Consider the following 14,303-nt stretch of genomic DNA (forward strand, 5'->3'; position numbering starts at 1 on the left):
ATATAGACTTCACGGCCTATTTTGAAAAAATTATAATAAAAGGAGAATTTTATGTTAAAGAAATGTTTGATTGTTATTTTTATTATATTAAGTTTTATAATTTCAAAAGAGATTCTTTTTAGTAATACAGATCTTAGCTATACAGAAATTATAAAAGAGTTTAAAAAGGATTATGAATCCACTGAAAAAATAAGCTCTGAATCTTTATCTGAATATGAAGAGTTTTTAGATAAAAATGGAGAAAAGTCGGACCGGTTTATTATAGATACATATATTAAATATGCAGATAATATAATTAGTCAAGAAGAAGAGGAAAATATAAAAAGTAATATACAAGAAAGTAAATATTTAAATTCTAAAATCTTAGGAGGTCAACTTCTATATAAATATTATTTAGAAAATGATAAATCTAATAAAGCTAAAGAGCTAATTATAAATATATTTGATCAAATAAAAAGAAAGCAGTTTGAGAATAATGAAGATGAAATAACTTATTTCTTAGGAATGGTAGCATCTGAAGCTGATGATAAATCTATTTCAATTGAAATATTAGAAAGTTTACTAGATAATAAAGATGCAACAAATAGAATTAAGCTAAAAATAAATGAAGAGTTAAGGTACTTATATCTTTATATTAATAATTATGCAAAGGCATCAGAAGTATCAGTTAAATCAATAATTATATCAAATCAGCAAAATTTACATGAAGAAACATCAGAAGGGTTAATTGAATTAGCACAATTGTTTAAAAAGCTAGGAGGAATAGAAACTGGTATTGAGTTAATAAAAAAATCTTTATCTATTGATTTAGAAGATGAATTTAAAAATGCAGATATAAAAACTTATGGCTTATTAACTCTTGGGGAGTTATATCTGACTAGAGGAGACTATAAGAATGCCAAGCTAGTTTCAGAGAAAATACCTAAGTATAAAGATAGTATACCGATTGATACTTATCGTGATATAGAAATAATAAAAGCTAATATGGATGCAAAAATTGCTATAATGGAAGATGACTTAAAGTTAGCAAAAGAACATTTAGATAACTCTAAGTATTTGCAAGAAATTGATGAAGAGGATTACTATATTGGAAAAGAGATTTCTTATTCATTAGCATTAGGAAAGTTTTATGAAGAGACCAATCAATATGAAGATGCAATTAAACTTTATGAGTCAATGTTAGATGAAAATAAAAATAATATATATATAGTAGAGCAAATTTTAGAAGCCTTAATAGATGTAGAAGATGATGATACTAAAAGAAGTGATTATTATAAGCAGTTAATAGAATTAAAAGAAAAAGAAGAAGACGAGCGATATGGAAATTATACATTTTACATTTTAGATAAAATTAATAATGAAAATGAACTAATAGAAAAAAATAAATCTATATCAAATCATTATAGATTAATTATACTTTTAATAATAGTGGGCGGATTAATTGTTATAATATTATTTAATAAAATTAAAAATATAAAAGTAAAAAGTAAGCAAGATGTTTTAGTCAATGCCTATAATAGAAGACATTTTGATACAACTTATAAAAGGTTATTAAGCAAAGATAAGTTATTTTCTATTATTATTTTAGATTTAGATAATTTTAAGAGTATAAATGATAATTTTGGACATGATATAGGAGATATTGTTTTAATTAATATTTGCAAGGTAATTCAACAATTATTAGATGAAAAAAGTTCTTTATTTAGATATGGTGGCGAAGAGTTTGTAATAATTTCTCAAGATAAATCTAGAGAAGAGGTATTACAATTAGCTGAAAATATTAGAGCTAGAGTTGAATTTTTACATTGGAAAGAGGATATAGTTACTACATTAAGTATAGGGGTAGCACATTCAGATGATAACGGAAGTAATACATTTAAGAAAGCAGATGAAAAACTATATGTATCTAAAAAGACTGGAAAAAATAAGGTTACATCATAAATTAATATAAAAAGTAATTGGAATATTATTTGTAAGTAAATAGTTTAGAAGTTACAAATCAACAAGTTATAGAATAGACACTAAATTAAGCTAATACTTCAAATGATGGTACATTATTGTACAAATAAAGAACAAAATATTAAATATACGTTATATGCGTTTTTTTTGACGAAGAATTTAGAAAAGTAGAAATTACGATAGACGAAATAAAATCCATATTTAAAACAGAGAATAAAAAATACATAACTAAGTATAATTCTAAGATTATTAGACCAAAGTGTCATGATATTAATAAATTTATAAAAAATAGGAAACTTTTTATTCATACAGGAAGGAATGGCTATGGCAGCATCTTTTGATTTTTATAAATACTATATTCTAATATAAACTTAGTATTCTAGATAATAATAAAAATAAGAATTGTAAGTATATTCAATATTATAGAGGATAATATTGAATATATTGGTCAATATATAGCTATAATGTAAAAATAATAAATATTTATTATTTAAAAGCAAATTATTTAATCAATACTGAGGGTTTATTTGTATGATCTAATGGTAAAAAGTAATTATAAAATTTTATTAAAGGAGTAGCTTATATGGCACATGATAATAATGAAAAAAGAGGAAATGATAATAATTTATTAAGATGGATAGGAAGATTTATATTAGTTGCAATTATTCTAATGATAACATCATTTTTAACTCCAGGATTTTCAATAAATGGAATGTGGTCATTTTTAATAGCTGCAGTTGTAATATCTGGATTAGACTATTTAGCAGAATTGCTTATGGGAGTTGATGCATCTCCTTTTGGAAAAGGTATAAAAGGTTTTATAATTGCAGCAATAATAATATACTTAGCACAATTTTTAGTTCCTAATATGGGTGTAAGTATTATAGGAGCAGTACTGGCGGCTATAGTTATTGGAATTTTAGATGCAGTATTTCCTGTTAGAGCTATGTAATTAAAAGTATATTTAAAAGAATATTTATCTTATATACAATATAATTTTATAAATAATAAAATCTCCGTAGATATTTGAAATAATTATGATACTATTTAAATAAGTAATTAAATATAAGAATTAAGGGGAGGATATTATGGATACAGTTGAAATTGTAAGAACCGTAATAGGAGTAGTATTTATACTATTTGGATTAGGGGTATATGCATATGATAAACTTCACGATATGAAATATTCAGAATTTAGATATAGCCCTATAAGTTGGATTTTTTGTTTATTGGCAGGTATTTTAGCTATGGCTTATGATGTGAAGATAGGAACTATATCTATAATAGTTACTTTAATATTATGGATAATTACAAAGACAGTGGTATCAAATTTAACTAAAAAAAAATCAATGTAAATATATAAAAAAATATCCCTTTTGTTTATAAAGCATAAACTTAAGGGATATTTTTTTATTTCTAGCTTTGTGACTTGGTCAGCGTACAAAGCGAATTTTCTATAAAGAATATAATAATCATGAACTTATTATGGAAAATATCTATAGAGTACTTTTAACAAGAAGTAGAAAAGGAATGATTCTATATATTCCACAATCAGGGGTACTAGACGAAATTTATGATTTCTGCAAGAAAATAGGAATTATAGCTTTTTCATATTAATGAGTATTATCATGGAAAACTTCTAAAGCTCTTACATCACAATTTAATTCTTCTCTAATTTCACTTTAAATTGCAGATCATAAAGACTCACCTTCTTCAACTTTCCCACCTGAAAATTCCTACATATTTGGTAGACTCATACTCGGAGATCTTAAAGCATATAATATCTCATTGTTTTCATTTTCTATAATAGCTGCTACTACTTTTATACTTTTTTTCATTATGTAACTTCAGATTATTTTATAGATTTATTATACTGTATATTTAAGAGAATAGAATATCAAAATTTATTAAGCAGAAATGATTTTGAATATAGTAAATGAACCATTGTGTGCCTTATAATTATAACCGGATGGCATGTAGCATAAATAGGTACTTCTGTATGTCTATCTACTACAACTCAAAGTACATATATACCCATATAAAATCATATAATTTAAAAAATATATAATGTGGAGGGAAGGGTTAGTATGGATGAAACGGATAAAAATATATGCACTTTTTGTGATGAAGAAGTTGATGAGGAAGATAAATTTTTGTGCAAAAACTGCGATGCTATATACCATAAAAAATGCTTATTAGACAACAATGGTTTATGCAAAATTTGCAATCATGATAATATGAATGATTTACAATTGGAAGAAGAAAATAATCAAGAAACGAACATAAATGAAAATTCAACACAAGGTGAAGAAACAGAATTAAAAGATAATAAATTCTGTACAAATTGTGGTCAGTTATTACAAGACGGACAGTGTTACTGCCCTAAATGTGGTATGAAAGCAGATGAAGTAGATAAAGATAAACCAGTAAAAAATCTAGTTTCACCTAAATTCAACAAAAAGTACTTAATAATAATTCTATGCATAATAGGTATTAGCATAATAGGTGTTTCGGTTCATAATTATAATAAAAAACAAGAACAACAACAAGCAAGGATAGAATATATTCAGTTAGTAAAAGAATATCAAGAAGAAGTACTATTAGCAGGAGCAAATTTAGAAGATATTTCAGATACAGTTCAAAAATATTGGCATGAAAATATTTTTGAGGACAAACATGGCTCTAGTATAGATTCAGCTATTTTAATGGCTGTTTTGGATAAAAACGAGGAGATTGAGCTAGCTAAAACTTATGATGAAGAAATACAATTGTTATATAGTAAATTAAAATCAATACCTGAAGGTAGTGAAGATTTATCAGATGTGCTAAATATAATAAGTGATACATATAATTCATATACTAATTTTTATGATTTTGCAATTGAACCAACAGGAAACTATAATGAATACTCAGATAAAAATAGTTCCAAAACTGATGATTTTTTAGATAAATATAGAGTACTTGAAAATTATATAGAAACAGATACGGAATTTAGTAATACAAATACGAAAGAAGTATCATAGGGATTTGATATAGATAATGAAACTTTAATTTATGGTTGTAGAGAGGTTTGGGTAAAACAAACTTACCTACAGTCACAATTATTATAGTGATTTTATTTTGAAAATAAATATGAAAGCCTGGAGTTCAATTCTCCAGGCTTTTTGTAGTACTATGATACTTTCTTTATTTGATTGTAAATTTTCATTACTTTATCAACTCGGTCGTTGTATTTATTTATATAGTCATAAGCACATAATTTATTTTTAAAACCAAAATAAGTAGGTTTAGATTGAAGGTTATCTAGTTTATCACATTCAGAAATATCTTTTTTATACTGATTTTTAAATTCATTATAAGCTTTATCTAAATTATCGTTCATATCATTTAACATGGACAACATATCTTTGGCTAATATATTAATCTCTTTATTATTTGTTGAGTTATTTTCTAAAAAAGAAATAAGAGATTGAGTTTTTTTCTTGTTTTCCTTGATTTTTTTTAAAGTTGGTTCAATGTAGCCATAGTCTACACCAACTTTTTCTGCTTTATGTAATTTTATAGGATTTAAGACAGTTGGATATTTATCTAAAGTATCAAATTTATCCTTTTTTATATAGGTTTTCAAAGTCTTAGTGTATTGTTTTGTGCTTAACTCATTTGACTTACTTGATGCAAGTATATTGGGTGCGCTGACTGTAAGAATACAGAGTGAAACCATAATGATTTTTAATATTTTTTTCATATAATCACCTCAGTATTTATTTTGCGAAGTTAATGTATAAATATACTAAAATGATGGAATAAGTATGTAGAGAAATCTACCCTTTGATAACATTATGATATAATAATTATAATCAAGAAAGATAATAATAGAATTGCTTAAAACTCTGAAAAAGGTCCAGAGTATAATTTTTCATCAGTAGTGTATCATGAAACTATTTATTAGGATTTTGGAGAACATAACAGAAAATTTGCTTTAAGGGCTAATAAGTTTCCAAATTATAAAAAATGTTTAGATGAGTTGAATTTATTTGTAGAATATGATTAAAAACAATATAGAATTAACATATGTAAAAAGGGAGGGGGGAGGCTTATGATGATTAGTCTAGAATCATATATGGAATCTTTGGAAGATAAAAGTTATGAAGGTCTAATAAGAGAACGAGACGCTTTAATTAAGGAAATTCGAGAATTTGAGAAAAATAAAGATCGTTGGGGAGATGAGTGTATGGTACATCCTTCCCCAGATGTAGTGTATCAGTGTAATCTTCAGTATTTGGCTAGATTGTGCGAATTAATAGCTAAAACATATAACTGTGTTTATGTTCAAGGAGAAGTTAAAGAAAAGGAAAATTTTGAGTGGATTTACATTATCAGAGAGTGGTTGTCGAATAAGCAAATATATGAAAGTACTGTTGAAGAAAATGTTATAGCACGAAAGAAGGGCAAGGAATACTCGTTATCAGACCACTTGCAAGGTTTAATATATTCTTTATTGAGTAATCAACGCCCTTGGAGTAGGATAGTACCACATCTTTCAGAAATAGATTCTATTTTCTATAATTACGATGTGGATAGAGTGAAATCAACAGATGGTGATTTTTTTGCAAATGAAATATGTCGAATAAAATGTGGAAATCGAAATATTGCCTCACAGATGCGAAATATCAATAAGAACATAGAAACAATGGAAAAGATAGAGCAAGATTATGGTAGTATGGATGCGTTTGTTACATCAGCACCTGTCTATGAAGTCGTAAAAAGTTTATCGGCATATAATTCTAAATATAAGTTACATAATGTGGGAGAACCATTAGCTTGGGAATATCTACGTAATGTTGGAATAGATGGTGCAAAACCGGATGTTCATTTGTGCCGTTTTTTCGGTGGTAATCGTATGGGAAAAGGTAACCACTCTCCTGCATCTATGAGAGAGGTTTATGAAACGGTTTTAAGGATCTCGAAAAATACAGGGCTATCAATGGCTCTAATTGATTCATTGGTATGGAATTATTGTGCGGAAGGATATGGAGAAGTATGTACAGCAAATCCTAAATGCACACAGTGCCCTATTAGAGCATTCTGTCAAGAACCTTGACATCTGGTCAAGTTTGTTAATATAAATATACATAAAGGTATAACCATTAAATAGAAATAAGAAAAGCAAAATATAATAGCAATTATTTATTGGGAGAGTAAAAATGAAATATATATGTCCAGGATGTAATGAAAAGTTTGAAATAAGTAAGGCTGATTTAATAACATGCCCCTATTGTGATACTCATATAATCAAAGAAAGTGAATATAAAAAAATAAAAGATACTTTACAAGACAATAAATATACAGAAGATGATTTAGAAGATATATTAAAAAATGAATCCAAAATATATGAAAAGATAAAAGGAACTCCTTTAGAAAAGGTAGTAAAGTATATTGAAGCTATGTATAAACTCTTAAAAGATCCAACAGCAGAGTGGAAGAGTAAGATAGTAGCTTTAGCATCTTTAATATATGTATTTAATCCAGCAGATATAATCCCAGATATAATCCCAGCTTTGGGACTAGTAGACGATGCAGGTGCAATTATGATTACTGTAGGAGTTTTAGGTAAAGCTATAGAAAAGTATATGACTGAATTAAATAATAAAAAAGGCAAAAGTGATAAAACAATTATATATAAATTAAAAGGACAAACTTCTACAGATGAAACTGTTGGAACTCAAAAGAAAAATTTATTTATATGGAATATACCTTCTAGAAAGAGAAACGACATATATGCACAACTGATTACAGGAAAAATGATTAATGGAAATGAAGTTTATGTGTTAAATAGAAATATAGGAGAGCATTTAGTTCCAGCAAATGATTTTGATAAATATATTACGGATAGCATATTTAATGAAGCTACAATGATATTAAAAGCTTTGGGAGTTGAAAAAATTACATGCACAAGAAAAATAGCTACTGCAACAGATAAAAAGATAGCAGCAAAGGCTAAATTCAAATCAATATTTGATGGTGATAATGATATCAATATAAAAGGTGTAAACGTACAGGAAGATAAAATAGAGAGTGTTTTTGAAAAAATGGACTTAAGTGAAAGTCTAAAAAATACAGATTTTATAGACAAGTTAATATGGTATTTCACAGATAATTCCATTATAAGTGACACTATATTCAATGAAAGATTTATACAAGGATTAAAAAGAACAAATATTAATAGAAGTTTAGAACTTAATTCAGTTTTAGATATAGATACTAGAGCTAATATAAAAAAATATTGTGAAGTTACGAGCAGTGTAAATATTAGTGAATGTGTAAAAATACAGTGGAATATTGATGTTGAATACCATTCACTGTCTGATATAGATAGCCAATGTTTGAAATCAGTATATGAAGATATCCAAAGAAAAATTAATATAAGAAGAGAAGCGATAGAAGAGTTTTAAAAGGATAGCAAGTCAACCCATTGAAACTGCTTGGCTAAGAGGCTTATTCCTTTATATAATTTAGTGAATTGTAGATTTTAATGTAAATTTATAAAATAAAAATAAGTACCTATTCGAAAGGTACTTATTTTTATGTTAAAATATACCTAATGGGATAATAGAATAAAGATAATTAGGGCTTAATAAAGGGGAGTGGGGAAGTTGCTAAAAATACATGAAAAATTACAGCATTTAAATGAAGAAGAATTAGATGATTTAATTAATTCATATTATGAAGGGGAAAAAACAGTAAAGGAATTAGTAAAAGAGTATAATGTAGATGTTACACCATCAGTTCTTTATAACTATTTTCCACCAGAAGAGTTGGAGGATGAATTTTGTGTTCATTGTGAAAGTAATATGTTTAAGAAAAGAGAGTCAAAATCATTGTATGGATATAATCTAAATAAACCCTACTGTATTGTTTGTGGTCATGAAAATACACCTAACTGCAACTGTGATACTTGTATTATGATTAGAAAACGTATAAATGAAGAAAAAAGGGAAAAAATAATAGATTTATATAATCCAAGTAGATATACTCTAATAGATATAGAAAGTTTAAGTTTTAAGCAAAGAGTATACTTAGGTACTTTAGTTAAATATTGCTTAAGTGAAGATACTTCGCACTTAAACTCATTAGATGAAACTGATATTTATATTATGCCAAATGACTTAGATGTAGAAATACCTAGATATTTATTTCGTGAAAGAATTATATCTCCATATATATACTCTGATATAACAGCTTTTGAGGATAATGACGAATTTCCAAAAACATTTTATCTAAGTAGAGTAAAATATAATATGAATATCAAATATGATAAAGATAAAAGTGATACATTATATAAAATAAAAAATCCTAATTTAGAAATAGATATAGAGGAAGCATATAATATGTGGAAGGAAATTGCATTACAGGAATGTTTAGAATATTTAAATTATCAAATGGAAAAAGTGAATTTTGAATTTAATCCTGGTGATAAAACATTACTTATAATGAAAGAATTATTAAATGATTTTTCAATATCTCAAGTTTTTGCAATAATTCATAGTGGAGTTAGAAGTGCTAGTAAATACTATTTGGAAAGAAGAGTGTCTAAAAAACAAGCAGCAAATTCAGTTATAACTAATTGTGAAAATTACAGAGATAGAGCATTATTACAAAATTGGAATATTAGTCATTATAATAGACCTTGGGATTTACCTCAAACTGGCTTAAGTGAGTTCTTGTTTAATAAGGTTTTAAAAATAGGTAATAAGTACCTAGATGAAGTTATTTCTATTGATAATTTAAAACGATTTATCATCTAGTTATTACGGAAGTGCACATGACTTATATAAGTAGAATTTAAAGATAATTAGAATATATTAGTATAAACTATATAACTTAAAAAGAAATCTATTTGGGACTGTAGATAGTTCTGTATAAAACAAACTTACCTACAGTCTTTTAATAAATGTCAAATGTGCCAAGGACTCTATTGCCCAGGATTACTTACAAAAAGATTTTTTTATAATATATGTAAATAAAGAATGGAATTCCACTTATGAAATAGTCAGCACAGACAAAAGTAATAATATCTACAAACTTACTCTAAATAGTAACTCTGGAAAATTGCCAGCTACTTCATCTACAAAAAAATTTACCACAGGAAAATTAGTAGGAACACTTCCAAATCCAACAAGACAAGGATATTATTTCAAAGGATGGTACACATCAAAAACTGGAGGAAGTAAGATAACATCTTCCACAAGATACTATTATATGAGTAATAAAACTCTTTATGTTAGATGGGAGAAAGTTTCTGTAAGTAAAGCCTCTATCTCTAAACTTACACTACCAGATAGTAAACAAATCAAAGTTTATACTAAATCTGTAAGTAATGCAAAAGGATATGAAATTGTCTATTCAACCAGTTCTAAATTTTCATCAAGTACAACTAAAAAAATATCAACTATATCAACTTCTAAAACTTTGACTAGTTTGCAGAAGAAGAAAACTTATTATATAAAAGTTAGAGTATATAAAATAGACTCTTCCAATAAGAAAATTTACGGTTCTTATAGCACTGTTAAATATGTTAAAACTAAATAATATATTTTCATTGTTAAAGTATATGGATATTACCTTTATAGTAATTATAAAAAAGGAGATGGTGAAAATTAATTTAGATTATGAATATATATATAAAGGGTTAAAAAAATATAAAGACGATGACTTATTTCTAATGGAAGTTCCACAGGCCAAGGAAATGATAAAAATATTAGAAGATGATGAAACTCTATTTGAAGAGAGATTTTTCCATCCATGCTCAGAGGAGGAGTATTATTTATCAGTATTTATAGATTTATTTGAAAAAAGAAGAGAAGACATCAAATGGTACTGTGAGAATAAAAAAACTACTTTAAAGGAAATGAGAAGATATGAATGTATAAATAATGAAGAAGATTTTGACAGAGAAATGGATGATATTCTGGATATTTACAATAGATGTGTAAGAGAGGGATATGCCCAGGCTTGGTATTATTTATATAGTGAAGACTGGCTATTTATATTGACTAAAGAAATGGGTAATGATAAGAAATGTCCTGTGAAATTTGCTTTGGAAGTTCTAGGTAGATGGATAAGATCTGACTACCATGAATATGAGAAAAATGCTAAAAAGAACAGAGATATATTTTCAGAAATAAATCAGACTATAGAGAATTTGAAAAAGTATTCTCAAGATGAGATTTTCTTAAAAGAACTACCTCAGGTGTTTCATGTTATAGAAAATCTACAAGAAGCTATAAAAAGCAAAGATGAAGATAAGGCTTATGATGAATTTTGGAATCTTTCTTTCATTAGAGATTCTATTGATTTGTATAAAAAAAACCCTCGTGACATGAAATTTTTCTATGATAATAGAGATATAAGTAGGCTTATAAAAGTTGGAAAATCAGGATCTAGTGGATATATGAATAAACTATGGAATTATGTTAGGATCTTTGAAGAAAGTAAGAACTTTGCCCATTGTTGGAGAAGTATTGCTTATACCATTACAGTTGTTAGAGATGAAGATTCATCAGGTTATATAACTTTGGAGTATAATAAGGATTCTATAGAGGAGTATATGAAGTGGGTAATTAGTGAAATAAATAAGAGATAAGTAAATATTTTTAAATAAGAAAATTAGGGGGGATAGGAAAGTGAAGCCAAATATATTTAATTACGCAACAAAAGAACTTACACATGATGCAATGATATGCTGGATATTAGCATGGGGGAATAGTAATGAACAAATGTATAAAAGCTTATCACAAGGCATGATAAGACTATTTACAGAAAATAAAGATATAGAAATTCAATCTATAAATATAAAGCAACAATATAAAAATATGGATATAGTAGTGGAGGTTAATGATTCAGAAGTTATTGTAATAGAAGATAAAATAAACACTTCTCATCATTCAAATCAGTTAATAAGATATAAAGAAACAGTTGAAAATGATGAAAAAAAATATAAAAATTATAACAAGTATTATATATATTGTAAAATTGAAAATGAAAGTTTATATAATGGAGTAGAAGAAGCTGGTTATAAAAGAATAAATAGAGAAGATATATTGAATGTTATAAGAAAATACCGTAATTTAGACAATGATTTATTGACAGACTATATAGAGTATTTAGAAGAAAAAGAGTATTATACAAAGCTTTATGAAGGAGAAAATAATATCAATAAATGGAGCTGGTCTACATGGAAAGGATATTATAGTAATTTACAAGAAAAGAAGCAAATAAAATCTCCTTGTTGGGATTATGTATCTAATAAATCAGGTGGATTTTTAGGATTTTACTGGAATTGGAAAGATTTAAAATATACAAATAATAGTAATCAAATTCAGTATGAATTATATCTTCAAATAGAATCAAATCCTAATAATGAAGATAATAATAAAGTAAGAATAGCTTTTAAATTAAAATGTGGGCATAAAGACTATAGAAGTGATATTAGATGGTATGTATATAATTGCTTGAAAGATATTGGTAATGAACGTATTAAGAAACCTAAATTCGGAAATGGATTATATATGACTTTTGCAGAAATAAGGGATATAAATACTAGGGAAGAATTAGATGATATGATTAAATTAGCTGAGGAAGTACTAGAAGAGTTAGTATTAAAAGTTAGTCATGAATAATCAACAATCAGCAGTATTAATATATAATTATATAGCCCTTTATGAAGATGAGAAGAAAGACAAATCAAAATGGGAAGAAAAGGGATTTATTTTATCTGAGAATAGAGAAAAATATATATGGGATGAAGATATTGACTCAGCTATGATTTTGGAAAAACAAATAGAGATATTTGAGGATTTTTCCACACTAAAAAATAAACAAATAGAATCAGTAGATGATTGTATAGGATCTTATGGAATGGGTGGTTTGGGTTACTTTGGAATACAATATAAAGACAATAATGAGTACAAATGGATAGTTATAGACTGTCAACAAATGAATTTTTTCATGAATAGAAGACCTTTTACAACAAGAACAAGACAAGAGGCTGATGAAAATACTCCATGGTATAGAGGATATACATACCATCCAGAAAAGAGTAGAAGAAAATTTTTTCAATTGTTAAAAAGTATGACTATTACTCATGTTACTTATGAAAATAATACACTTTACATATCATTGAAGGATGAATTTGAAAATAATCATAAAATTTATACATCAGACAAATCTGTTAGAGAAATATATAGCATACCTGATAAAAGTAAAATTATAGAAAGTAAAGTAATTTAAATAATTTATCTATATAATTATACTAAATAAATTATATGTAAGGGGAGATAAATATGCATAAGATAGAAAAAACTAACAGCTTAGAGGAAGAATAAGATAGAAAATATATAAGGAATATTTAAATTACTGGACATACATCAAGAAGTAAATGCCATCAAAATGACAAATACAGATGAAGCTACTAATGCAGAGATACACGGTATAAAAGTAAATTTTTGATGAGTTGAATATAAGCAAGTCGATACAAATACTTCAATACAATGATGCAATCGTTTGCTAACACAGGTAAATATGGACCACAGATAGATGTGAGTACATTAGAAATTGACAAGAAAGATGTAACAGTAGGAGATAGGATAAATATAAGTATAAAAGCAACATCTGAAGTTGGAGTACGTCAAGGTTATATAGTTTATAAAATGCCAATATCAGGTTAAATAAAAATAATATATTTCAATTATAATGAAGAATCTGATAGATATGAGACAAACTATGAAGTAAATGATAAAAGTGAACCAGGAACATGGAAGATAGAAAGTATATGCTTTGAAGATTTGGATGGATATTCAAATCGAATATACAATAGTGAATTACATCCATATGGTGATAGTGTGGATTTATCCAAGGGTGATTTTACTATTAGTGGAACTACTGTAGACACCAGTGCACCAGAAATAGATGAAACTACAATACAAGTTGAAAAATCAGATTTAATAGCTGGAAATGTGGCAAAAATAAGCATGAAGGCAACTGACGAAACAGGCATAAAGAGTGCACACATGTTTTATAGAATGCCAATATCAGGGCAAAATAAATACGTAGATTTGAGTTATAATCAAGAAACTAATCGATATGAAGCTACTTGTGAGATAAATGATAAAAGTGAGCTAGGAGTATGGAAAATAGAAAGTATTTGTTTTGAAGACTTAAATGGATATTCAAGTATACCTATAACGATGAGTTATACCAATATGGAGAGATTAAAGACTTATCAAAAGGTAATTTTGCTGTATATGATGACTAAAGATATATAGGCATATTTCCAATAGAAAATG

15 protein-coding genes are annotated in these 14,303 nt (G+C 26.6%); 14 read left to right on the forward strand and 1 reads right to left on the reverse strand.

Going from position 1 to position 14,303, the window contains the following annotated elements; genetic code table 11:
• The first annotated feature begins 51 nt into the window (after positions 1-51).
• The 5 genes from QX51_RS01980 to QX51_RS02000 all read left to right on the forward strand — a co-directional run bounded on the left by QX51_RS01980 (position 52) and on the right by QX51_RS02000 (position 4,982).
• Positions 52-1,941 (forward strand): GGDEF domain-containing protein, encoded by a 1,890-nt coding sequence (locus QX51_RS01980; RefSeq protein WP_039678239.1) that lies wholly within the window; start codon positions 52-54, stop codon positions 1,939-1,941.
• A 601-nt stretch (positions 1,942-2,542) separates the two neighbouring features.
• Entirely contained in the window at positions 2,543-2,911 is a 369-nt protein-coding gene (locus QX51_RS01985; RefSeq protein WP_039678240.1) for a phage holin family protein, read from the forward strand.
• A gap of 136 nt (positions 2,912-3,047) precedes the next feature.
• Positions 3,048-3,314: a hypothetical protein gene (locus QX51_RS01990; RefSeq protein ID WP_039678241.1), complete on the forward strand. Its 267-nt coding sequence runs from the start codon at positions 3,048-3,050 to the stop codon at positions 3,312-3,314.
• Positions 3,315-3,444: 130 nt separating this feature from the next.
• Positions 3,445-3,576, forward strand: a complete 132-nt coding sequence (locus QX51_RS20270; RefSeq protein WP_152607196.1) for a hypothetical protein — start codon at positions 3,445-3,447, stop codon at positions 3,574-3,576.
• 470 nt (positions 3,577-4,046) lie between these two features.
• A complete protein-coding gene (locus QX51_RS02000) occupies positions 4,047-4,982 on the forward strand; it encodes a PHD finger domain-containing protein (RefSeq protein ID WP_039678242.1) in 936 nt (311 codons plus the stop codon).
• Positions 4,983-5,131: 149 nt separating this feature from the next.
• Here QX51_RS02000 and QX51_RS02005 read toward each other — a convergent pair whose 3' ends face one another.
• Positions 5,132-5,704 carry a hypothetical protein gene (locus tag QX51_RS02005; RefSeq protein ID WP_039678243.1) on the reverse strand — a complete coding sequence of 191 codons (573 nt, stop codon included), beginning with the start codon at positions 5,702-5,704 and terminating at the stop codon, positions 5,132-5,134.
• A 534-nt stretch (positions 5,705-6,238) separates the two neighbouring features.
• Here QX51_RS02005 and QX51_RS02010 point away from each other — a divergent pair.
• The 9 genes from QX51_RS02010 (at position 6,239) to QX51_RS02045 (ending at position 14,282) form a co-directional block, all read left to right on the forward strand.
• On the forward strand, positions 6,239-7,060 hold the full coding sequence (locus QX51_RS02010) for a hypothetical protein (protein WP_152607197.1): 822 nt from the start codon (positions 6,239-6,241) through the stop codon (positions 7,058-7,060).
• Between the two features lie 103 nt (positions 7,061-7,163).
• Positions 7,164-8,411, forward strand: a complete 1,248-nt coding sequence (locus tag QX51_RS19290; RefSeq protein WP_052232827.1) for a DUF1232 domain-containing protein — start codon at positions 7,164-7,166, stop codon at positions 8,409-8,411.
• Positions 8,412-8,612: 201 nt separating this feature from the next.
• Complete coding sequence (locus QX51_RS02020) at positions 8,613-9,764, forward strand: hypothetical protein (protein ID WP_052232828.1); 1,152 nt, start codon at positions 8,613-8,615, stop codon at positions 9,762-9,764.
• Positions 9,765-10,032: 268 nt separating this feature from the next.
• Positions 10,033-10,548 (forward strand): InlB B-repeat-containing protein, encoded by a 516-nt coding sequence (locus tag QX51_RS02025; protein WP_278246183.1) that lies wholly within the window; start codon positions 10,033-10,035, stop codon positions 10,546-10,548.
• A gap of 61 nt (positions 10,549-10,609) precedes the next feature.
• A complete protein-coding gene (locus QX51_RS02030) occupies positions 10,610-11,602 on the forward strand; it encodes a hypothetical protein (RefSeq protein ID WP_152607198.1) in 993 nt (330 codons plus the stop codon).
• A 40-nt stretch (positions 11,603-11,642) separates the two neighbouring features.
• Positions 11,643-12,638: a PD-(D/E)XK nuclease family protein gene (locus tag QX51_RS02035; RefSeq protein ID WP_039678247.1), complete on the forward strand. Its 996-nt coding sequence runs from the start codon at positions 11,643-11,645 to the stop codon at positions 12,636-12,638.
• Positions 12,631-13,248 carry a hypothetical protein gene (locus QX51_RS02040; RefSeq protein ID WP_039678248.1) on the forward strand — a complete coding sequence of 206 codons (618 nt, stop codon included), beginning with the start codon at positions 12,631-12,633 and terminating at the stop codon, positions 13,246-13,248. The genes QX51_RS02035 and QX51_RS02040 overlap by 8 nt, the downstream gene beginning before the upstream one ends.
• A 260-nt stretch (positions 13,249-13,508) precedes the next feature.
• Positions 13,509-13,685, forward strand: coding sequence for a hypothetical protein (locus QX51_RS20510; RefSeq protein WP_161791885.1), 177 nt, complete (start codon positions 13,509-13,511; stop codon positions 13,683-13,685).
• A gap of 117 nt (positions 13,686-13,802) precedes the next feature.
• On the forward strand, positions 13,803-14,282 hold the full coding sequence (locus QX51_RS02045; protein WP_039678249.1) for a hypothetical protein: 480 nt from the start codon (positions 13,803-13,805) through the stop codon (positions 14,280-14,282).
• Positions 14,283-14,303: the final 21 nt, after the last annotated feature.

The sequence above is a fragment of the Terrisporobacter othiniensis genome, assembly GCF_000808015.1.
Classification (GTDB): Bacteria; Bacillota; Clostridia; order Peptostreptococcales; family Peptostreptococcaceae; genus Terrisporobacter; species Terrisporobacter muris.